At 53.2% G+C, this 21,236-nt stretch carries 17 protein-coding genes and 1 pseudogene; 4 read left to right on the forward strand and 14 right to left on the reverse strand.

Annotation, left to right across the window (positions count from 1 at the left end; genetic code table 11):
- Nucleotides 1-264: 264 nt before the first annotated feature.
- From PN477_RS00765 to PN477_RS00775, 3 genes are all read right to left on the reverse strand, one after another.
- Nucleotides 265-996, reverse strand: coding sequence for an LmeA family phospholipid-binding protein (locus PN477_RS00765; RefSeq protein WP_272116856.1), 732 nt, complete (start codon nucleotides 994-996; stop codon nucleotides 265-267).
- Between the two features lie 103 nt (nucleotides 997-1,099).
- Complete coding sequence (locus PN477_RS00770; protein ID WP_272116858.1) at nucleotides 1,100-1,402, reverse strand: hypothetical protein; 303 nt, start codon at nucleotides 1,400-1,402, stop codon at nucleotides 1,100-1,102.
- A gap of 40 nt (nucleotides 1,403-1,442) precedes the next feature.
- Nucleotides 1,443-3,245, reverse strand: a complete 1,803-nt coding sequence (locus PN477_RS00775) for an ABC transporter ATP-binding protein (protein ID WP_272116860.1) — start codon at nucleotides 3,243-3,245, stop codon at nucleotides 1,443-1,445.
- Nucleotides 3,246-3,318: 73 nt separating this feature from the next.
- Between PN477_RS00775 and PN477_RS00780 the strand changes: the two genes are divergently transcribed.
- Entirely contained in the window at nucleotides 3,319-4,266 is a 948-nt protein-coding gene (locus PN477_RS00780; protein ID WP_272116862.1) for a ribonuclease III domain-containing protein, read from the forward strand.
- On the opposite strand, the gene PN477_RS00785 is transcribed toward PN477_RS00780, so the two are convergent.
- The 3 genes from PN477_RS00785 to PN477_RS00795 all read right to left on the reverse strand — a co-directional run bounded on the left by PN477_RS00785 (nucleotide 4,263) and on the right by PN477_RS00795 (nucleotide 6,821).
- On the reverse strand, nucleotides 4,263-4,973 hold the full coding sequence (locus PN477_RS00785) for a glycosyltransferase family 2 protein (RefSeq protein ID WP_272116865.1): 711 nt from the start codon (nucleotides 4,971-4,973) through the stop codon (nucleotides 4,263-4,265). The two genes, PN477_RS00780 and PN477_RS00785, sit on opposite strands and share 4 nt — an antisense overlap.
- 49 nt (nucleotides 4,974-5,022) lie before the next feature.
- Entirely contained in the window at nucleotides 5,023-5,739 is a 717-nt protein-coding gene (locus PN477_RS00790; RefSeq protein WP_272116868.1) for a methyltransferase domain-containing protein, read from the reverse strand.
- A 215-nt stretch (nucleotides 5,740-5,954) separates the two neighbouring features.
- Nucleotides 5,955-6,821 carry a shikimate dehydrogenase gene (locus tag PN477_RS00795; protein ID WP_417158717.1) on the reverse strand — a complete coding sequence of 289 codons (867 nt, stop codon included), beginning with the start codon at nucleotides 6,819-6,821 and terminating at the stop codon, nucleotides 5,955-5,957.
- Nucleotides 6,822-6,880: 59 nt separating this feature from the next.
- Here PN477_RS00795 and rfbB point away from each other — a divergent pair, with 59 nt between their 5' ends.
- Nucleotides 6,881-8,002 carry a dTDP-glucose 4,6-dehydratase gene (gene rfbB / locus PN477_RS00800; protein ID WP_272116872.1) on the forward strand — a complete coding sequence of 374 codons (1,122 nt, stop codon included), beginning with the start codon at nucleotides 6,881-6,883 and terminating at the stop codon, nucleotides 8,000-8,002.
- A 168-nt stretch (nucleotides 8,003-8,170) separates the two neighbouring features.
- On the opposite strand, the gene PN477_RS00805 is transcribed toward rfbB, so the two are convergent.
- From PN477_RS00805 to PN477_RS00840, 8 genes and pseudogenes are all read right to left on the reverse strand, one after another.
- The gene (locus PN477_RS00805) at nucleotides 8,171-8,311 is read right to left on the reverse strand and encodes a hypothetical protein (protein ID WP_272116874.1); all 141 of its coding nucleotides are present in this window, start codon (nucleotides 8,309-8,311) and stop codon (nucleotides 8,171-8,173) included.
- The gene (locus PN477_RS00810; protein WP_417158718.1) at nucleotides 8,281-10,920 is read right to left on the reverse strand and encodes a DNA polymerase III subunit alpha; all 2,640 of its coding nucleotides are present in this window, start codon (nucleotides 10,918-10,920) and stop codon (nucleotides 8,281-8,283) included. Before PN477_RS00810 ends, PN477_RS00805 begins: the two co-directional genes overlap by 31 nt.
- A gap of 119 nt (nucleotides 10,921-11,039) precedes the next feature.
- The gene (locus PN477_RS00815) at nucleotides 11,040-11,486 is read right to left on the reverse strand and encodes a hypothetical protein (RefSeq protein WP_272116878.1); all 447 of its coding nucleotides are present in this window, start codon (nucleotides 11,484-11,486) and stop codon (nucleotides 11,040-11,042) included.
- Nucleotides 11,487-11,520: 34 nt separating this feature from the next.
- A pseudogene (locus PN477_RS20785) lies at nucleotides 11,521-11,775 on the reverse strand (type II toxin-antitoxin system HicB family antitoxin).
- A 17-nt stretch (nucleotides 11,776-11,792) separates the two neighbouring features.
- Entirely contained in the window at nucleotides 11,793-13,481 is a 1,689-nt protein-coding gene (locus PN477_RS00825) for a tetratricopeptide repeat protein (protein WP_272116882.1), read from the reverse strand.
- On the reverse strand, nucleotides 13,468-14,775 hold the full coding sequence (locus tag PN477_RS00830) for a P-loop NTPase fold protein (RefSeq protein ID WP_272116884.1): 1,308 nt from the start codon (nucleotides 14,773-14,775) through the stop codon (nucleotides 13,468-13,470). Before PN477_RS00830 ends, PN477_RS00825 begins: the two co-directional genes overlap by 14 nt.
- Nucleotides 14,776-14,873: 98 nt before the next feature.
- Nucleotides 14,874-17,708 (reverse strand): two-partner secretion domain-containing protein, encoded by a 2,835-nt coding sequence (locus PN477_RS00835; RefSeq protein WP_272116886.1) that lies wholly within the window; start codon nucleotides 17,706-17,708, stop codon nucleotides 14,874-14,876.
- A 306-nt stretch (nucleotides 17,709-18,014) separates the two neighbouring features.
- Nucleotides 18,015-19,223: an RNA-guided endonuclease InsQ/TnpB family protein gene (locus PN477_RS00840; RefSeq protein WP_272116888.1), complete on the reverse strand. Its 1,209-nt coding sequence runs from the start codon at nucleotides 19,221-19,223 to the stop codon at nucleotides 18,015-18,017.
- A 114-nt stretch (nucleotides 19,224-19,337) separates the two neighbouring features.
- On the opposite strand from PN477_RS00840, the gene PN477_RS00845 reads away from it, so the two are divergent.
- Both PN477_RS00845 and PN477_RS00850 read left to right on the forward strand, forming a co-directional pair.
- The gene (locus PN477_RS00845) at nucleotides 19,338-20,153 is read left to right on the forward strand and encodes a DUF3153 domain-containing protein (protein WP_272116890.1); all 816 of its coding nucleotides are present in this window, start codon (nucleotides 19,338-19,340) and stop codon (nucleotides 20,151-20,153) included.
- 83 nt (nucleotides 20,154-20,236) lie between these two features.
- A complete protein-coding gene (locus tag PN477_RS00850) occupies nucleotides 20,237-20,935 on the forward strand; it encodes a potassium channel family protein (protein WP_072619977.1) in 699 nt (232 codons plus the stop codon).
- Nucleotides 20,936-21,236: the final 301 nt, after the last annotated feature.

Below are 21,236 nucleotides of genomic sequence, written 5' to 3' on the forward strand. Positions count from 1 at the left end.
GCTGGGCTAGCGGGGATAGTCTGTGGAGCGAACGTAAGACCATAAACTCCTTGCGGGTGGAGGCTGTTGCTATGAAGCAGAAACCTAAGATGTGAATCTTAGGAATCACTGTGGCTTTAGCCCGGTGAGGATGTCAAGTTGCACCAATGGATTATCGGCAAAGCGTTGATCCTGCTGCGCGTTGGGCACTTCATGGAAACAAGGGGCTTAAGCCCCTTGCCTCTCTATTCAAGACACTTTTTAAACAACCTCTAAGCACAGAGTTTAGGATGGAAAGTGGGTCATGGCGGCGATCGCCTTCAGGGTGACCTGTTGATTGGCAAAGGACAGGGATTGAATCGCGAGGGAAATGCCGTGGAGTTCAAAGGTGCGGAGATTGAATACGGCTTGGGCTTGGTCGCGGAGGAGGGTAACGAGGGGTTGCAGGATGCGGTAGGGTTCCGGGAGTGGCGCGAGGGAGAGGATCACGCCACAGTCTGGGTCAATGCTGATCGCAACGGGGAGGGTCAGGGTGGGTAAATCGTGCAGGGTGCAGGCGATGGCGAAACTGTGGCGATCGCGGAAGGTCACCTCTAACTGCTCTAGGGTCAAACCGAGGGCGGTGATGCGATCGCTTAATGCGGGCGTGTGAAATGCGCGGTTAAAATCACTCTCCGTCAACACAATGCAGCCCGTCCCTTCAACGGGTTGGGTCAGCTCAATATTCCCCAACAATGCCTTCAACGGACTGACTTTAATTTTGTTCATCTGCAACTGCATCTGCTCCATGCGCAGATCCTGCCGCATCACGAGTCCAACCCCATCAATGAAGAGCGATTCTAATTCTCCTTGGGCCAAAAGGGTGGGGTCAGTTTTGACTTTGACGCTCAAGGTTTGTGCTGTGCTGATTTGGCGAGAGAAGGCTAACGCTGCAATTTTATTGATTGCCTGTTCGCCGAGATTTTGAGGGTTGAGCAGGAGCACAGTATGTTTACGGAGAATGTAAGGATTACTCAACAGTATATATACATTTCTTAAGAGATGGAGCCGGGGTTACTCATAATTCTTAAGGATTGTTCACCGAACCGCAGCGGTTCTGCGCTTCCTTGCACCTTGAACCCTAATCTTCTGCATCCATTAGCCCGCCGCCCGTTGGGTCAAAGACTTGCTGCAAGAGTTGGCTGGCGCGATCGCTGTCGTGGTAAATCAACTCGATCAACTCTTCCGCCTCCATCCCCAACTGCCGCGCATAAAACCGCACCTCCTGCATGATCCGCCCCTCCCCTTGGCGTAAATACATGCTCAAACAATGGCGGGCTTGGCTGGCTCCATTGCGCTGAAACCGGAAGAAGGCCAGGGCCGCCAAGAGTCGGTCTTCGTAGGGGGCGAGGGGGTCGAGGTGGAGGGGTTCGGGTCGGGTCATGGGGGCTAGAACGAAAGGAAGGGGGTGAGAGCGATCGCGCCTAATCTTGGCCCAACATTTGCAGACGGTAGAGGCTGGCATAGAGGCCATTTTTCGCCAACAGATCCTCATGGCTGCCAGTTTCCACCAGTTGCCCATGGTTGAGGACGAGGATGCGATCGACATTTCGGATCGTCGAGAGGCGGTGAGCGATGATGATTGCGGTGCGATCGACTAAGAGTTCTTCGAGGGCATCCTGAACCAGGCGTTCCGTACCCACGTCTAGATTCGCCGTCGCCTCATCCAGCACCAAAACACGAGGACTGCGAATCGCCACCCGTGCAAAGGCGAGGAGTTGCTTTTGACCGCCGGAAAGGTTTGTCCCCCGGGCCCGGAGGGGGGTGTCGTAGCCGTAGGGCAGCGCTTCGATGAAGGAGGCCACATTGGTACGCTCGGCGGCGGATTTGATTTCCTCAAGGGAGTAGTCTTCGCCGAGGGTGATATTGCGTTTCACGTCTCCGGCAAAGAGGAAACTTTCTTGCAAGATTACGCCCACATATTGGCGGAGCTCGGTTTGGGGCACATCGCGGATATTGACCCCATCAACGCTAATTTGTCCGGCAACGGGATCATAGAGCCGACAGAGAAGCCGGATGATTGAACTTTTTCCGGCTCCGGTGGGGCCGACGAGGGCGACTTTTTCACCGGGTTTGATTGTGAAGTCGAGGTCTTTGAGGACGTATTCATCGGGTTTGTAGCCGAAGGAAACATGGTCAAAGCGGATTTCGCCGAGTTGGGTGTTGGGGCTGGTGGTGGCGGAGGTGAGCGATCGCGTCGTCTGAGCATCGCGCACCTCAATCGGTTCATCGAGTAACTCCGTGATCCGTTCTACGGCGGTAAACCCCGATTGAATCATCGTGAATTTTTCCGCAAAGCGGCGAATCGGATCAAAAAATCGCTGGGCGTAGAGGATGAACGCCGACAGCACCCCAAAGGAGAGATGATCCCCCGACACCATCACCCCACCGAGCCAGAGCACCCCCGCGATCGACACCAGGGCGATCCATTCCAAGGTTGCCGACACCGCCGAATCATGGAAAATTGTCTTATCAACGGCCTGGAGATAGGTTTGATTCGTGGCGCGGAACAGTTCAGAATTAAACCGTTCCCGTCGGAAGGCTTGGACAATATTAATCCCGGAAATATTCTCGTTGAGCATCGAGTTCAGTTTTGACAATTCTTCGCGGGCGCGGTAGTTGGCTTTGCGATATTGCTGCTGAAAGTAGAGGATCAGCGCACTGACGGGAATCAGCATCAACACCAACACCATCGCCAATTTCCATTCCAGGGTGAACACCGTCACCACCACGACGAGAATGTAGACCACATCGCTGAGGATGCCGATCGCCCCCGTCGCAAACACATCCCCCAACGCTTCCACGTCGTTGGTAATGCGTGTCACCAGTTTACCGACGGGGGTTTGATCAAAAAAGCGAGAGGACAGGGAGAGCACATGATCAAACAGATCACTGCGCACGCCAGCGGTGATTTCTTGACCAACGCGCTGCACCAAATACCCCTGCAACGAGACGAACATCAGCCGCACCACGATCGTACTGAGCAACAGTAACAACAGACGGCTAATCCCGGCATCGGTGCTGAGGCCATCCAGAAAACCCCAGACCGGTTCTTGGCGAATCAGGGAGATGGCTTGACCGATGATCAAGGGTTGAACGGCTCCGGCAACGGAGAGCGGTACGAGCAGAATCAGGGAAATGATGAAGATTTTTTGATTGCGACGGGCGTAGGGGACAAGCCGTAACAGGAGTCGCCAATCACCGCGAGGAAGCTGCGCGAGGGTCATAGAAGGTAATGGGGTGGGGAAATAATCTGCGCTAATGTAGTTTAACGGATGATTGCAACGGAGTTGTGGCGGTATGGATTGGAATTCCCAGGCAGTAGAGAGCAAGATTAGTCTGGCGTTTAAGCATTCAGACTTGCTGTTTTTGGCGTTGAGCCACCCATCCTATGCTGAACAGATTCATGAGCCGGAACGGAATTACGAACGGTTGATTTTTTTGGGGGATGCGATCGCAGCTTTGGCGATCGCGGACTATCTCTATGAACATTGCCCCTATCTCAAGGTGTCCAATTATAAGGGGCTAACGGCGAAACTCCTCGAAGGGGAACGGCTGACGAAAACTTGGATCAAGTTAGGTCTAGGGGATGATTATCCCTTTATGGTGGCGAAGGAACAGCGGCCGATCTTGGCGCAAAAAGTCCATAACCCTTTTGAAGAGTCGATGCGGGCGTTGATCGGGGCGATTCATTGCGATCGCGGCTATGCCCAAACCCGGAACTGGCTGGTGAAACATTTAATCGCGCCGCTGTTGAAAAAATACCTCAAAGAGGACACCGAGCGGCCCGAACCCGACCTCCAACAGCGGTTTTGGGGGCGGGCTTTGGTGAATGCGATCGCCGCTGATTGGCTCTACCACACCCTTAACGAAGTTGAACCGAAATACCTCAACCGCTTCCACCGCACGCTAATCGGCAAACCCCAAGTCAAGGAATACAAGGAAAAAAGCCTCACCGCCGGCAATGAGGCGGGTCTAAATTTAAACGAATTTATCGCCCAAACCTACCTCGCCCACAGCCACAATAATCGCAACGCCTACGGCCAAACCTACGACTGGTTTATCAGCACCTTTATGGATCAAGATGAAGTGTTGCGGGATGCCATCACCCAATTGCTGCGGGACGACAAGCCCCAAAAATGGATTATCCGCAACGTCCTCGGCTACGCCAGCAAAGACTATCAAGCCGGGCGGGAACGGTTCTACGAAATTCTCGAAGAAGAAATGCCCACCGGCTCCAGCACTTAAGGCAAAAAATGCCCCGTCCCTGCCTCCGCTGGGGGAGTGGGGGAGGTGCTAGGCTGCGATCGCGCTTCTAAAATCGTTTGGGTAATGCTATTTTCGGCCCGCGTGTAGTGGTAAGTTTCTGGGGTTTTGAGGTGGTGGATCGTAAAGCGTTGCCCGGCCCGGGCCCAGAGGTCAGCATCTTCGCCATAGAGAATATCTTGAAAGCCCTTGAGGTCAAAAAAGACGTGACGCTTCCCGAAAAAGGTGGGAGCTACCGCGCAGTCTTTGAGGTTAATCAGCTTGTCGGGCTGATAATAGTCCACCACAAAAATATCATCGCCGGTATAGAGTCCACCTTGGACGAGATCCAGTTCTGGATGGGATTTGAGATAATCAAGGCGCGATTCGAGATGATTAGCGGCATAGGTGTCGTCGCTGTCTAGGAAGGTGAGATAGTCACCGAGGGAGGCTTGAATTCCGGCATTACGGGCGTAGGCTGCGCCGCGATTGTGGTGTTTGAGATAGCGAATCGTGGGGAATTTTTCCAGGTAGGGATTGATCACGTCAAAGGTGCGATCGCTGCTCCCATCATCCACAATGATTAATTCCCAATCCTGAAACGTCTGGGCAATCACACTCTCAATACATCGCGTCAGGTGTTCCGCTCGATTATAGGTGCAGATAATCACACTAATTTCCGGCTGAATATCAAAAAAAATAGCACTCATATTCATCTAATCCCTAAAATTCAAAACATTCTCAATCCTCACTCCCCAATCATCGTTTCTGTGCAATCACACAAAGATCTTCAAGGGGGCGATTGTGGGTGAACGGAATTTCCGTCCAGGGGTCGAGGAGATCAAGGCGCTTGAAATTTTTCAAACTATCCACTTGGTTAAATTGATAGGCTAGCCCCGCATAGTCATAGCACCACTTATGAACCTGGCCGGGAATTTCTGCCGGAGCATAGCCCGTTTGATGGGCATGGATCGAAAAAATAAAGCTGGCGGGGGCATCGTCCGGGACTCTGAGCTTGGCATAGTCGGAGAAGAATTTCATGTAGCGATAGCGGTTTAAATAGCCGCTGACATGGATGCGCAAATCGGGGACGGTCATTAATAAATATCCGTCGGGTTTTAGTAATTGGGCGCAAAAGTTGAGCAGGGTTACACCCTCTTCAACTCCAAAATGTTCAAAAACATGCTGCATTCGCACGAGATCGAATTGACCAAAATTATCAGGGTTGAGGCGGTCTAAATGGTCTAAGTCGGCATAGAAATACTGCTCAGAAAATTCAGCCGGAATCGTATCCGCAGGGAACATATTCAGACACATAAACCCTTCAGCAAACGAGTCAGGCGTGCCGCCAATATCGAGCCAACGGGTGCGCCCGGTTTGGAGGAGATGCTGTTTAAGTTGACTATTTCGACGCAGGCCACATTGTTGCAATGTGTTGAGCAGTTGATATTTGAGCCATGCGGCTTGTACGACCATGAAGGGTTTCCTGTGGGGTTTGAGTAAGGATGAGATGATGGAGCCTGGTTGACTGAACAAAATTAGCCAGATCCCGGAAAGCCCTCACCCTAGCCCTCTCCCTAGGGGAGAGGGAACTGGAAAAATGGATCGGCTCCCCTCGCCCTCTGGGAGAGGGGTTGGGGGTGAGGGCGATCAAGTCAGTCAACCAGCGATGGAGCAATGGGGCGAACTTTTTACGCCGATAACGATCGCAGCAAGGCCGATCGCATCACATCGACGGGGACGGGTTGACCGAGCCATTGTTGCAGGGCGATCGCGCCTTGTTGGACGAGCATTTCTGTGCCGTCGATGATTGTCGCGCCGTGGGCTTGGGCGAGGGTGAGGAATTGGGTGGGGCGGGGGGTATAGATCAAGTCGTAGGCGATCGCACCTGTGGGCAATTGGGTGATTAAGGCTGGATCAAGGGGCGATCGCTCCGTCTCCGGTTCCATGCCGACGGGGGTGGTGTTGATTAACAGTGTTGTGTGGGGGATTAGGGTGGGTAAGCTGTCCCAAGTGTAGACCTGCAAGTGATCCGCGAGGGGGGTGAGTTGCCAACTGGCATGGAACGCCGCCACTTTATCCGGATCGCGCCCGACGACGTGAATCGCGGGGCAGCCCAATTCAGCACAGCCCGCCACCACCGCCCGACAGGCTCCACCATTGCCGAGAATGACCGGCGTGACCTGTGACCAGTCCCGATTTAAGGCCTGCAACGGGGCGATAAACCCCGCCGCATCGGTATTTGTGCCGTGCCAGGCTTCGCCATCCCGCCAGACGGTATTCACTGCGCCGATCTGTTGGGCGACGGGGGTGATCGTTGCCAGGAGGGGGATGATCGTTTGTTTGTGGGGGAGGGTGACGCTGAAGCCCCGCAGGCCGATCGCGGCGAGGCCTGGGAGGGCGATCGCAAGATGATCGGGGGCGATGGGCAGGGGGAGATAGATCAGATTTTGACCCAGGGCAGCGATCGCCGCATTGTGCATCACGGGGGAGCGAGAATGCTCCACGGGATGACCAATGACACCGAGAAGCTGCGTTTTACCATTGAGATGCTGCATAGAAGTGGCGGGAAACTGTGTCATAATCCTTCAAGCAGCATTGTATTGTAGAAAACTTCATGACATCTAGTGCCTCATCGGAGCAGGTTGGTAATTCGCGGCGACTTCTGGTCACAGGGGGCGCAGGATTTATCGGTAGTAATTTTGTCTATCAGTGGAGTGAAACCTATCCAGAGGATCGAATTGTGGTCTTGGATGCGCTGACCTATGCCGGACATCGGCAGACCTTGGCTCCGTTGGATGAAAACCCTAATTTTCGGTTTGTGCAGGGGGATATCTGCGATCGCGCCCTCCTAGAAAAACTCCTCGTCGAGGAACAGATCGACACGATCGCCCATTTTGCCGCCGAATCCCATGTGGATCGCTCCATTCTGCAACCCGATACCTTCATTCACACCAACATCGTTGGCACATTTACCCTCCTCGACACCTTTCGCCACCATTGGCAACAGGCCCAAGGGGCGGGGGTAGACTGCGATCGCTGGCTCTTTCTCCATGTGTCCACCGATGAGGTCTACGGCAGTTTAGGCGATCGTGACCCTGCGTTTTCAGAAACCAGCCTCTATTCCCCCAACAGCCCCTACGCCGCCTCCAAAGCCGGCAGCGACCATCTGGTGCATTCCTATCACCACACCTACGGCCTGCCCACAGTAATCAGCAACTGCTCGAATAACTACGGCCCCTACCATTTCCCCGAAAAACTGATCCCCCTCACCTGCATCAACATCCTCTTGGGCAAACCAATTCCGGTCTACGGCGATGGTAAAAACGTGCGGGATTGGCTGTATGTGGAAGACCATTGCCGGGCCTTAGAAGTCTTAATTCGCAAAGGCAAGCGCGGTCAGCATTACAATATTGGCGGCAATAATGAAGTGCGCAATATTGAATTGGTGAATATTCTCTGTCAATTGATGGACGAACTCGCCCCCAATCTGCCCGTGCGCCCCTCCCGCGAGTTGATCACGATGGTGAGCGATCGCCCCGGCCACGATCGCCGCTATGCCGTCAACGCCCGCAAACTCTCAATCCAACTCGGCTGGAGTCCCACCACCTCCATCGAAGACGGACTGCGGCAAACCGTGCGCTGGTATCTCGACCATCCCCACTGGTGGCAGCCCTTGCTATCCTCGGACTACCAGCAGTTTTATCAGCAACTTTATGGCAACCCCGCCATCTCCTAGCCGGATTCCCCCTCAGTCAGATCGGCACTCAAAAGAGCCTCCGCCGCGCCTCGAATTCTGAACCCCTCGGCCTCAGTGAAATCGAAGCCGAGATGGGCTTTCGTGGCGTTTAACCTGGACTCCTCACAGCCATTTAACGCTTTAACGTCAAGCGATAGCGGTACAGCGTCACGGGGCGATCGCCCGCCTTAAAAGAGTCGGGATCGTAAAGAGATAGATTGCGGTGATTTGATCGGCTGTGATGCGATCGCGGGCCTCTTGTTGATAGGCCGTCGTCGCTACACCTGCGCCAAACTCGGTACGGTGCATTGCTTCAGGTCTAACCCCTGCTCAAAAATCTGATCAATGGGCAACATTTCCCCCGTTGCCGTCATAAATTTATGATCCGGCGTGGCGCGAATCGTGGAGCCATCTTCGAGGGTATATTCATACACCTGCCGTTGGCCGCGATCGTGCCATTGGGCGATCGCTTGGGTGTAAATAAAGCCATTGGCATCCACACTATACACCTGACAATTAATCCGCTCTTCGACAAGTTTACCAATCGGAACCGGCCCATATTCCACCGTTAAAACCAACGTGTCAGCGGTCAAACAATATTCCGCAAACTTCACCATCTGATCAAACAGATGATCAGCAATCTGTTGTTTTACCCCGTTTTTCGTCGCCCCATCAATGAATAATTCCCGATGTTTTTTCATTTCGGAAATTTTCTTTTTCCCCATCGCCCGCCGCAATAGATCCGCTTGTCCTAGGGAATACCCCGCCAAATCCTGCGCGGTTTTCATGATCTGTTCTTGATAAACTAAAATTCCGTAGGTTTCATTCAGGATCGTCTCAAGCAACGGGTGATCATATTTAATTTCTTCGCGGCCATGTTTGCGATCAATAAACATCGGAATCAAACCCGCATCCAACGGCCCCGGCCGATAGAGGGCCAAAATCGACGAAATATCTTCAATTCCCGACGGTTTCAAATCCCGGACAATCTGCCGCATCCCATCGGATTCCAATTGAAAAATTCCTTCTAAATTGCCATCTCGAAACAGTTGATGGGTTTTTTGAATATCAGGGGGGAGTTTTTTAACGGTTCCCTTGGCGAGGATTTGGAGGGCGTGACGTTCATCGAGGGGTAATTGATCGAGGTCAATGGTAACACCGCGATTTTTCTGGACGAGATCCGCTGCTTTTTGCAGGGTCGTGAGATTTTTCAAGCCCAAAAAGTCCATTTTCAGCAATCCCATATTTTCCAATTCTTCCATGGAAAATTGAGTGATCACCGCGCCATCATTGTTGCGTTGGAGAGGCACAATCTCATCAAGGGGTTGAGACGAAATCACCACCCCGGCAGCGTGAACCCCGAAGGTTTTGTTTGTGCCTTCGATCCGCATCGCCATATCAACCCAATGCTGAATGTGGGGGGTGCTGTCGTATAGATCCTTGAATTCCTTGCAGGGCGTATCGTCGGAGACCATCACCTTTAGTTTGGTGGGTTTACCCCGCGATACGGGGATCAGTTTGGTCATGCGATCGCTTTCGGCGTAGGGAATATCTAACACCCGCGCCACATCCTTCAACACCGCTTTGGAAGTCATGCGGTTAAAGGTGATAATTTGGGCAACGTTTTCTTTACCGTATTTTTCCGTTACATATTCAATCACCTTATCCCGATTTTCAATACAAAAATCGGTATCAATATCCGGCATGGACTTTCGTTCTGGATTGAGGAACCGTTCAAACAGTAAGCTGTGGTGAATCGGATCAATATTGGTGATTTTCAAACAATAGGCAACAAGAGAACCCGCCGCCGAACCCCGCCCCGGCCCAACAGGAATATGATTATCCCGCGCAAATTTGATATAGTCCCAAACGACGAGGAAATAGGTGGCGAATCCCATCCGCTGCATCATTTTCAGTTCATATTCCAAGCGTTCTTTATAGACAGCGGGCAACTCTGAACGGCTGCGGCAGGAGAGGCGATCGCACAGCCCTTGCCAGGTCACTGCTTCGAGATAACTATCGGCGGTATGCCCGGCGGGAATGGGATAGTCGGGAATGCGCGGTTCCCCCAGAATTTTGTAGGGCTGGACTTTTTCGGCAATTTCTACAGTGGTGGCGAGGGCTTGATCAATGATTTCATCGCTGAGGTGGTCGCGGAATAATTGCCGCATTTCATCGGCGGATTTAAGGTATTCCGTGCCGGAATAGCGGAGGCGTTTTTCTTCGGTGATGAGTTTACCCGTTTGGATACACAGGAGCGCGTCATGGGCTTCGACATCATTACAGGAAATGAAGTGGGAATCATTGGTGGCGACGATTTTAATTCCCAATTCTTGAGCAATTTTCACCATTTCCACATTCACAATCCGGTCTTCGGCAGATCCGTGATCTTGAATTTCTAAATAGTAATCATCCCCAAATAAATCTTGATACCATTTCGCGACATTGCGGGCTTCGTCGAGTTCATTTTTAAGGATGCGCTGGGGCACTTCTCCCCCTAAACAAGCACTGGTCACAATCAGCCCTTCGTGATATTGCTCTAGCAGTTCTTTGTTAATACAAGGTCGGGAGAAAATGCCTTTACCTTGCATGCCGTCGAGGTGGGAAATGGAAGTGAGTTTGACGAGGTTTTGATAGCCTTTTTTGTTTTTGGCAAGAACGACTTGATGAAAGCGTTTGTAGCGGGTTTTCTTGTCGGTAATGTCGCCATTGATGACGTACATTTCATTGCCGATGATCGGTTTAATGCCTTTGCTGCGGGCGGTTTTGAGGAGTTCGATCGCGCCATACATTACGCCATGGTCGGTCACGGCGATCGCAGGCATCCCCAATTCCACCGCTCGATTCACCAAAGCGGGAACTTGGGACGCGCCATCAAGCAGGCTGTAGTCGGTGTGGATGTGGAGGCCGATGAACATAGGGTCGGAGGAGAGGTGAGCGATCGCCCCAACGGGACGATGGTTGTAGTGTATCTCAGGGGGACGGGGGACGGGCGGCGATCGCTGGGGAATTTTCACCACATCTCGGCGATCGCACCCTAGGCGATGGACACGAGTACGCCCCCCACAATCACGAAAATCGCCCCCAGCACGAGTTTAATCACGTCCACATTCTGCCATTCCAGAAAGATGATCAATGCCAAAAAGACGGCGATCAGGGTGTTCAGGTTGTACAGCGGGACGAGTTTGGCGAGGGGGGTTTTGTATTGGATCAAGCCGAGGGCAACGAAGCCCGTGCCCAGACCCCAGAGGATGCCATAGAGGGAAGAGGATGCGATCGCGCCCCTCGACGGCAGCGCACCGGGCAAAACCCCCTGAAACACAACCCCCACCACGGACACCATCACGCCAATACAAATCAAATGCCCCCCAACGGACATCCCCGCGTTGGTGCTGACTTTCGCCAAAACCCCCGCCGCACCGTAACACAAGGCCGGAACAAGGCCGCCCACGAGCAGCCCCAAAACTTGAGGAGAAAGGGTCATAGCACCAGAAAATTGAAGAGTATTCGAGGGTTTATTATCGCGGATTTGCGATCGAAGATTGTGAGGGGAGGGTCGCTGAGGGTGCGATCGCATCAGGGGGGACAGGTTCGCCGCGCTCTTGCAGGACTTCGATGTGCAAATCAATGGCTTCTTTGATGTTGCTCAGTGCTTCGGCGCGGGTTTATCCCTGGCTGATGCAACTGGGCAAGCTGGGGACTTCGGCGATGAAGATTCCGTCTTCATCCGTGTAGAGCAGAACAGTGCGGGCGTTGATGATGGGGTTTGTCATGACTGTAATGGATGACGCTACGCTTCATTATCGCGGATCTGCTGGAGGAGGTTTTGGGTGAGGGGATGGTTGCTGAGGGTGCGATTGGCTCGGATGGCTCTAATCACACACGGCACAAAATTATTGAAAAATTTCTGGGTGTTGGGATGTTGTTCACCGAGACTCTGAACCGCGATCAGGATGGCCTGAAGATAGAAGGGTTCGGCTTGCTCGTATTTCCCTTGCACACAGTACAGTTCTGCCAAATTATTCAACGTCGTTGCCACTTCAGGATGGTCTTCTCCGAGCGATCTTCTCCTCATTTCCAGAGACTGAAGATAGAGGGATTCAGACTTCTCGTATTGCCCTTGCACATAGTAAAGTCCCGCCAGGTTATTCAACGTCGTCGCCACTTTGGGATGGTCTTCTCCGAGTGCTCTGCTCACAATTTCCAAAGCCTGAAGATAGAGGGGTTCAGCTTGCTCATATTTCCCTTGCACACAGTACAGTCCTGCCAGGTTATTTAACGTCGTCGCTACTTCAGTATGGTCTTTTTCGGGCATTCTTCTTTTCATTTCCAGAGCCTGAAGAAAGAGAGGTTCAGCTTGCTCGTATTTCCCTTGTACTCGATACAATTCTGCCAAGTTATTTAACGTTGTCGCCACTTCAGGATGGTCTTCTCCGAGTGCTCTGCTCACAATTTCCAGAGCCTGAAGATAGAGGGGTTCGGCTTGCTCGTATTTCCCTTGCACATAGTACAGTCCTGCCAGGTTATTCAACGTCGTCGCCACTTCAGGATGGTCTTCTCCGAGTGCTCTGCTCACAATTTCCAGAGCCTGAAGATAGAGGGGTTCGGCTTCTTCGTATTTTCCTTGCGTGTAGTTAAGTGCCGCTAGATTATTTAGTGTTGTTGCCCAAGCCACCCGATCGCGCCCTTGATGTTCTTGTAATCGAGCGGCTTTATTGTACCAAGCGATCGCTTCTGCCACAGAACCCTTATGAGTCGCTGCACCTGTACGCTTTGATTGTCGCGCGTAAGCTTCACCCATCTGAAAATAGAGCGTTGCTAAAATCGCATCATCTTGAGGATGATCGAGGGTTTCTCGCTGGGCGATCAGAGCTTGTAACTCTTCAATTGGTAACTCCCCAGCCTCGTCGGTTTCCTCGAAAAATGATATTGATTCCTGAGTATTTCTTAGTTGTAGGAGTGAAGGTTTTGGTAATGTCTGAAAGCGAAATACATCCTTACGCCACCCCCAAAAATCCGGTGCGTCTCGCCCCACTGCCGCCAATAATCGCGATGTAACCCACAACACAATCGGGCATTTAAACTCTCGCAAACTTTCCCGTGTCCATTGCAAATAGCCCAAAAACTGCGCCTGCTCTGACCGTTTCTCATTCCCCAAAATCAATGGCAACAACGCATCTGCCCCCAATACTGTGATCATTGCCCGCTCACCCATTTTCAACTGGAGATGTTGATTGAAAACGGTGTCTAATGCCTGCCGTAAACTAGGCTCTTTTTGGGAAAGACGAGCACGATAGGGTTTAATCGTAGGCGCTAACTCCACCTCATACCGCTGAATAATTGATTCTCGAAAGATTGCATCATCACACACCGCCAAAAAGAGACTTAAAACCCCATGACTCGCTGTGACCGTAACGATCAAGTCATCATAGGCATTTTCATTTTGGGCGTGAATTTTCTCCGGATCAACTAATAGCATGAATTAATCCCTTTCGTTTCAATAAATCCAACACAATCGGATGGATATCGTACCAAACCGCACTATTGCGATATTCTAAAATGTGTAGCCCATGGAGCAAGTCTAAAAACTCTTGACTTTTCGGATCATCGGGTGAAAAATTTACATAGGTTGTTTCTAAGATTTCATATTCTGCTTTGCCTAACGTAATCTCAAAATCTAACCGCAGATCATTGATTGCCTGCTCTAAAATCTCGGCTGTTATTGTTAGACTGTTCTGATCTGGCTGTCGTCGAATTTGCCGTAAACACATCCGGCAGCAACGATTTGAGATCCGAATCAGTTCCCGTAAAACCCCACCACTTTCTAACACCATTCTTCGGGCAATATCATCGGATAAGATCTCAGCCGGAATCCGTTTTCTCAAGACTTCGCAGAGGGTTGCGATCGCCCCTTCGCGATATTCAGGGGTATCGCTGCGTCGCTCTTCCCTGGCAATCAATTTAGAAACTGGCATCACCACGATTTGATCATCCGATTCTGTTTGTAATGAGGCGCGGAGGGAGATATTCCGGAGTGATGCGATTGGGATTGTGTAAATGATGCTAAAACCTGGTAAAAACAAGGCTTTGATGTGATCTTGGAAAATGGATTTTACGACAGAGAGATCTAATTTATCAAGATCATCAATAATCACTAAAATCGGCTTTTGGCTGACATTTTGAATCACGGCTGCGATCTCGTCTAGCTTCATGACAAGATCCGTAATATTACGCTCAAACTCTTGTTTGATTTCATTTCTGATCGTAGCTTCGGTTTTGAGCTTGCCCGCAATCAATTTAAATAAATCAAATCCCACTGAAGCTTCCGCATGGATGGGGGTTTCGATCTTGGTACGGGTGCGTTTAGCAAACCAGTTATGAAATGCATCTTTTGCAGCTTTGGGAATCTTGATTTGCGACTTTTCCGCCTCCAACATCAAATTAACAGCAATGGCAAACAAAATATTGATGTGATTCACATCGGACATTTCAATCGTTTCAGCGATGGAAAATACTGAAACAAAATAGTCTTCGTTTAGTTTCCGCCCCAACTCTGCCAAGAGTGTTGACTTCCCACACCCTCGATGTCCAGAAAAAATGATTTTCGCCGCCTGAGAAGCGTTATCTTCAATCAGTTGTGCCAATGCTGCCAACGGTTCAGCACCATATTCTACCCAAAAGCGATCAAGTTGCCCTTGTTCTACTAATGGCGTTAGGTCAGTATTTTGATAGGCAGTTTGGAAGGTTGCGAGTAGCGGATGCTCGGAAGCCATAGGCACTGAATCGTACAGAGAGGTCGTGATTCTTAGTGTATCTTGACATTCCCGAATTCTTAGAGCATGGTGCAGAAATTTCGCGGCACGAGATGAGTCTAAAACTCAAGATTAAAGGGAGGCAGCACCACGGGGGCCGATCGCCAGATGAAGCGATCGCACTCCCGATCCGATGCTAGGAGGTGGGGGAGACAGAAGAGAGCGATCGCGCTGTTGCGGGCCAATTCTGGATCAATGGCTGTGGTGGGGAGGAGAGTCGAGACGGTGGGAGAGAGCGATCGCGGCCCAATCGTGACCCCCGCCCCGATGACAATGCCCTGGCCCCCTGCGCCGCCCGTACCGCCTGCACCCCCAGCCCCACCGCCACCGCCCCCGACACCACGACCACCACCGCCACCACCGCCACCGGTTCCCCCAGTTCCCCCATCACCGCCCATTCCCGTAAGACTCACCGAGTCAGCAATAAGGCGCGTATTACCCACAAGCTGCAACCCTGCACCCCCGGCCCCACCATCCCCGCCGCGACCCCCGGCTCCACCACCGCCGCCACCGTTACCTGTAGCAATCCCACCATCGCCACCGCGACCTGTAGCGAGTCCATCAGCCCCATCTGCACCGCCGCCGGGATTGGCCGCCCCGCCGGTTCCGATGCCCGTGCCGCCGTCGCCGCCATCGCTGTTATTCGTGCCGCCGTTGCCGCCTGTGCCGAAACCGTTCCCCCCTTGACCGCCGTTGCCAAAGGAGTTTGCAGCGCCCCCGCCGCCGCCATAACCCAAGGCTCCGCCACCACCGCCGCCATTGACCACTGAGGATGCGCCACCGCCACCCGTGCCGCCCACGGCTCCGCTGTCGCCCGGATTCGCTGCGGCTGTGCCGGCTTGACCAATCCCACCGGCCCCGCCGATGCCACCGCCGCCCCCACCGCCGCCGCCGCGATAGTCCGCGCCAGTATTGAACCCCCCGGAGCCGTGACCGCCGCCCACGGCTCCCCCCGTGCCGCCGCCCCCCGGATTGGCATTGCTGCCGCCGACACCGTTGCCGCCTGCGCCGCCTCCTTGGCCGCCCAAGCCTCCGATGGGGATGTTGCTGCTGACGTTGCTGCCGCCGCCTGATCCACCGCCGCCGTTGCCGCCGTTGCCGCCGTTGCCGCCTGTGCCAAGGAGGGCGATCGCACCCCCATCAAGCACGCTGGCATTGATAAAAATGCCCGCACCGCCGTTGCCACCGTTGCCACCGGCTAACCCTGCTGCACCGCCTTGGTTATTTTTGCCACCTGTTGCGCCGTTGCCTTGGTGGGTTCCGGGGCTGCCGTTGCCGCCTGTGCCGGTGAGGGCGATCACGCCACTCGTGGTTAGGGTGCTGTGGTTGAGGGTGATGCCGTTGCCGCCGTTGGCTGTACCTGTGCCGGTGATCGCGATCGCGCCCGTGCCGCTGGTGAGGGTGGCGTTGTTGAGGATGACGGGGCCGGAGCCGGTGTTGTCGGCGTTGCCGTGGAGGGCGATCGCACCGTTGCGGGTGGTGATGTCTGCGTTGACGGTGATGCCGTTGTGGGCGAGGGCGGTGAGGCTGATGCCGGGGGTGGTGAGGGTCAGGGGGGCGTTGAAGGCGATCGCATTGGTGGCTTCGAGGCGGATCGGGCTGGTGGCGGCATTGATCACGGCAGCATCCAAGCGAGAGACGGCGGGAACATCGGCAAACAGGAGGCTTGGATTCGTGGTGTTGCCCCCCGTGGCGACGATTTCGATATCGATGGGGTCGAGGCGGAGGAGGCCCGCTGCACCGTTGGGGGCGAGGGTGTTCACCGTGCCGTGAAAGCCGAGATAGTCCGCCCCAGAAACTTCAACGTTGCCGCCGTTGCCGCCGGTGGAACTGCCTTGGGCGGCAATGTGTCCGGCGAAATGGGTCGCGTGATCTGCCCAGATTGCCACTGTGCCGCCGTCGCTGCCCCCTTGGCCGTTGGCCTGGAGGCGGCTGGTGGCGTTGATATGGGTGCGTTGGGCGGTGAAGCCGTGGCCGGAACCGTTGAAATCGCCCCCGATCCGAATCGCGCCGGGTTGCGCCCCGGATACATCCAGCTCAGCACCGAGCAGAGCAACGCGATCGCCCCACAGATTCACCGTACCCGCAGGCGCTTTCAACGTCCCCGTAATGATCGCATCGCCGCCCTGCATGGGGATGCCAGCGAGGGGGCCGGTTAAATGGGCCGGGAGATCCACCGGGCGCAGGGTGGTGAGGCTTTGGGGCGTGATCTGCGTCAGTTCCAACGAAAGGAGGGAGCCGGGACGGGAGAGGCGGATCAATGCACCGGGACGGGGGGCGGCGAGGGTGATATGGGCGGCGTGGAGGGTTCCGGTATTGAGGATCAGGGGGGCGATCGCCCCCAGTTCGTCCGGTACGTTTAAGGTTGCCGCGTTGACGATAAACCCCTGGTTATCGGGGTTAAACTGCCAGCCCGTCGGCTCGCCGCTGAGAGTGGCGTAGTCGTTCGTGCCCAAGGCATGAAACACCCCATCGGCAAACTCCAGGCGATCGCTCGTCGCCAGGTAAAAACTCCCCGGCACATCCAACCCCGCCCCCGCCCCCATCACCCAACCCGCCGGATTGATCAGATACAGATTCGCCCCACTCCCCGACAGTTGGATCAACCCCTCAATCACCGAAACATTCCCCCCCACCACCCGCCCCAACACATTCGCTAGACCGGGCTGGGTGAGAAACTGGGCAATTTCCGCCGGGTTTAAGCCAAAGTCTTGAAAACTATGGAAGAGGTTCGCGCCGCTGACTTGGCCGCCTGTGATGCGGTAGGTGTGGCCGTCGTGGTGAATCACTGTGCCCGTGCCGTCGGGGGCTGGGGTGATCGATTGAGCCTGCGCGGGCAGGGCGCGATCGCACAACATCAAACTGAAACCCAAGGCAATCGACCAACGTAACATCGTCAGCATCTCCAGTAGACAATCCCTGATTTCACGCTCCCAACCGGCGGGAACGTTCCCCACAGCATAGGTTAAATTGCAATGGTTAAGACCGCTTTAAACGAGTGGCGATCGCGAAATTTTCCGCAATTCGTGACATTTCCCCCATCACCCTGCAACGCGGCAACACCCGTTGACCCAATCAGGGAACATTGTCACCCCAATCATTCCCAAGGGTGCAAGTATCCCGCTCGTGCCGGGCAAGGTTGCAACTGCCCACAATTCCGGCCGTGATAGTCTAAATTGAGCAAGTTGACAATCCCCTGCCTAAAGGCGAGGAGATTCTTCATTCACAGACTCAACTTGCTTAGGCAGGATTTCTCCAGCAAAAGTAGAGGTCAAATCTCCTGAAGCGTTCGGATCTAAGATCCGAGTTCCCGTATGCCCTACGGTACTCAAGGCTAATTGCAGGATATTGATCGCAGCATTCCAGTCCCTATCCAACACGAATCCACACTGACAACTGTGGGTACGAGTGGATAGGGATTTTTTTACGATTGCACCACAATCAGAGCATTCTTGACTGGTATATGCTGGATTGACGGCAACCGTCACCTTGCCAAACTTAGTCCCGAAATACTCTAACCATTTCCTGAATTGATACCAACCTGCATCATTAATCGACTTGGCGAGACAGTGGTTCTTGACCAAGTTCTTGACCCTCAAATCTTCGTAGGCGACCAAATCGTTAGATTGGATGACGGAACGCGCTAATCCCTTAGCGTGTTCTTCTCGTTGCCTACTTATTTTGAGGTGGACTCGTCCGAGTCGATTAATGGCTTTCTTGCGGTTGGCAGAGCCTTTCTTTTGGCGAGAAACCTGCTTGTGTCTGGACTTTAACCGTTTCTCGCCCTTTCGGTAAAATCGAGGATTGGATTCTGTGTTGCCGTTGGAGTCTGTATAAAACTCCTTGAGTCCCACATCCAACCCAATCGCCTTACCTGTCGGCTGACTGTTAATCTTGACTTCAACATCAAGACAAAACTGGCAATAATAGCCGTCAGCACGACGCATTAAGCGAACTCGCTTGATGCTTTCGACAGGGTAGAATGCTAAGTCCCATGTTCCCACTAGTTTCAGTCTGCCAATATTGTTTTTATCGGTCAACGAAATATGCTTGGGATCATGGAGCTTCCATCCACTGGTCTTGTACTCAACCGAGCGACAATTCTTCTTGAATCTGGGATAGCCTTTCTTCCCTGGAATCGCTTTCCTGCAATTATCGAAGAATCGAGCAATTGCTGACCATGCCCGCTCTGCGGCAGATTGTCGTGCTTGGGAATTGAGCTTGTTGGCAAAGGGGAATTCCTGGGCTAATACCCGACAGTGCTTATTGAGGTCATATTTATTGACCCCTTGATTGTCCATCCAGTATCGTAAGCATTTGTTACGAACAAATTGTGCTGTCCGTATTGCTTCGTCAATAGCTTGGTATTGAGCAGGTTTTCCTTTGACTTTGAACTCAAGAACGTACATGGTTAGTTTCTTGCTATGCACGTTACCGTAGCATAAAGTCGCCCTGGAAGGGCGAGGTCTTAATACCCAGGTTATATTGATAACAAACGACCGCAACGGCTTGAGAGGTGGGGAATGACTGGAAAAAAACGGAGTTGGCTCCAGCAGTGGCGACGGGTGAAGCGTCAGGTGCGATCGCGCCTCCATTATTTGTTATTTTTGCTGTTGTGTAGCCTCCTGTTGTCGGGATGTGTGCGTTATGACGTGGGCGTGAACGTGGTGGGGCAATATCAGGGCACGATTACCCAACATATTCAACTCGGCGAACAACTCACCAACTTTAGCCAGCGTGAAGTACAGGACTGGCTCAAAACCCTCGAACAGCGAGCCAAAGCCCTCCACGGCAAGGCCAAACGCAACTCTGATACCGACCTGGAACTCACGATCCCCTTCAGCAACGGCGCAGACTTGCACCGCAAGTTTAACCAGTTTTTCAACCCCACCCAGCAGACCCCTGAACAACGGGCCACCGACCCATCACAAGATATTGTCGAACTCTCTGCGGGTCTTGGTTTTACCCAAAGTAATTTCCTCTTGGTGGAGCGCGATCGCCTTCGTTTAGAAGTGGATTTGCGCAGTTTGGGCAGCTTGAATGGTGATACGGCGTTTTTGTTGAATGCCAATTCCCTGCTCAATCTGCAATTCAGCCTCACAACCCCCTGGGGAGCACGAGCGATCGCCGCCGATGCCAGCCTCGTGCAACGCCTCGGCCCCCAAACCATTTGGCAACTGCAACCGGGTCAACTGAACTACATCGAAGCCGTGTTTTGGGTTCCGAGTTTCCTCGGCTTAGGAACGGTGCTTATCATCGCCCTCGTGGTGGCCGGCAGTTGGCTGAAACAGCGCTTTTTTACCCCGGCAATGCCCCCAGCGCCGACGGTGGCGGATTAGTTTGGGAGAGTGGAGGCGCGATCGCGTCAGCATCGCTCTAAAATTGGTTTAACGTTATGGGAAGCCCTGCTTCTGCCTGAATCATGAACCTGCGGTCGTTGAAATTTCTGTCGAGTTTGCGTAAAGACAATCGTCAATTTGCTGTCATTGGCCTAGGGCGATTTGGGCGAGCGGTGGCGGCTTCGCTCTATGGCATGGGCTACGAGGTACTCGGCACCGATATTGACGAACGATTAGTCGCCTCTGCTCTTAACGAACAAATCGCCACCCATACAGTACGTCTCGATTCCACAGAACCGACAGCCCTAAAGGAGGCAGGAATTTATGAATTTGATACGGTGGTAGTAGCGATCGGTAACTATGTCCAAGAAAGCATTATTACCACCCTCAATGTTAAAGAAGGCGGCGTTTCCCATGTGGTCGCCAAAGCCTCCTCCCAAATTCACGGCAAACTCCTCGAACGGGTGGGAGCCGATCAGGTGGTGTTTCCAGAGTACGAAGCAGGGTGCAGCCTCGCCTATACCCTCACCAAACCTGCCATTCTCGATCGCTTCGACCTCGACCCCCACCACAGCATCGTTGAAGTCCTCGTCCCCGAAGAATTCGACGGCAAAACGATCGCAGAAATCCAACTGCGCGGCCATTACGGTCTCACCCTCTTAGCCGTCGCCGAAGATGACGACACCTTCGAGATCAATCCTCTCCCTAATGTGCGCCTCCGCAAGGGAACAGCGATGGTAGTTTTAGGCTCAAATAAAGACCTCAAAAAACTCCCCATTTAACCACAAATTTCGGCGATCGGTCATTTCCAAAACCCGCCAAGAACTGAAGTTCTTGGCTCATAGCGAAAACCCGTTAAAACGGGTTCGGATTGAGTAGGCGATCGCCTACTTTCGCGATGAGCCAGGGATTGAAATCCCTGGCGGTGTGGGACGATCAATGGGGTGCATCCCACTTTTGCAGATTCATATTGCTCGCCAGGTAGAACCCTCATCCCCAGCCCTTCTCCCGCAGGAGAAGGGAGTCAAAAGCCCTCTCCTGCGGGAGAGGGTTGGGTGAGGGGTTGCACAACTGGGATGCACC

The sequence above is a fragment of the Spirulina subsalsa CS-330 genome (assembly GCF_028330765.1).
GTDB classification, from domain to species: Bacteria; Cyanobacteriota; Cyanobacteriia; order Cyanobacteriales; family Spirulinaceae; genus Spirulina; species Spirulina subsalsa_A.

Bases quoted from the DNA above. Each gene is read 5' to 3' on its own strand.
- PN477_RS00805 (WP_272116874.1), bottom strand. From the start codon at position 8,311: ATGCACCGTACCGAGTTTGGCGCAGGTGTAGCGACGACGGCCTATCAA.
- PN477_RS00815 (WP_272116878.1), bottom strand. From the start codon at position 11,486: ATGACCCTTTCTCCTCAAGTTTTGGGGCTGCTCGTGGGCGGCCTTGTT.
- PN477_RS00785 (WP_272116865.1), bottom strand. From the start codon at position 4,973: ATGAGTGCTATTTTTTTTGATATTCAGCCGGAAATTAGTGTGATTATC.
- PN477_RS00795 (WP_417158717.1), bottom strand. From the start codon at position 6,821: ATGCAGCATCTCAATGGTAAAACGCAGCTTCTCGGTGTCATTGGTCAT.
- PN477_RS00850 (WP_072619977.1), top strand. From the start codon at position 20,237: ATGAACCTGCGGTCGTTGAAATTTCTGTCGAGTTTGCGTAAAGACAAT.
- PN477_RS00810 (WP_417158718.1), bottom strand. From the start codon at position 10,920: ATGTTCATCGGCCTCCACATCCACACCGACTACAGCCTGCTTGATGGC.
- rfbB (WP_272116872.1), top strand. From the start codon at position 6,881: ATGACATCTAGTGCCTCATCGGAGCAGGTTGGTAATTCGCGGCGACTT.
- PN477_RS00780 (WP_272116862.1), top strand. From the start codon at position 3,319: ATGGATTGGAATTCCCAGGCAGTAGAGAGCAAGATTAGTCTGGCGTTT.
- PN477_RS00770 (WP_272116858.1), bottom strand. From the start codon at position 1,402: ATGACCCGACCCGAACCCCTCCACCTCGACCCCCTCGCCCCCTACGAA.
- PN477_RS00790 (WP_272116868.1), bottom strand. From the start codon at position 5,739: ATGGTCGTACAAGCCGCATGGCTCAAATATCAACTGCTCAACACATTG.
- PN477_RS00825 (WP_272116882.1), bottom strand. From the start codon at position 13,481: ATGCTATTAGTTGATCCGGAGAAAATTCACGCCCAAAATGAAAATGCC.
- PN477_RS00835 (WP_272116886.1), bottom strand. From the start codon at position 17,708: ATGTTACGTTGGTCGATTGCCTTGGGTTTCAGTTTGATGTTGTGCGAT.
- PN477_RS00775 (WP_272116860.1), bottom strand. From the start codon at position 3,245: ATGACCCTCGCGCAGCTTCCTCGCGGTGATTGGCGACTCCTGTTACGG.
- PN477_RS00845 (WP_272116890.1), top strand. From the start codon at position 19,338: ATGACTGGAAAAAAACGGAGTTGGCTCCAGCAGTGGCGACGGGTGAAG.
- PN477_RS00840 (WP_272116888.1), bottom strand. From the start codon at position 19,223: ATGTACGTTCTTGAGTTCAAAGTCAAAGGAAAACCTGCTCAATACCAA.
- PN477_RS00830 (WP_272116884.1), bottom strand. From the start codon at position 14,775: ATGGCTTCCGAGCATCCGCTACTCGCAACCTTCCAAACTGCCTATCAA.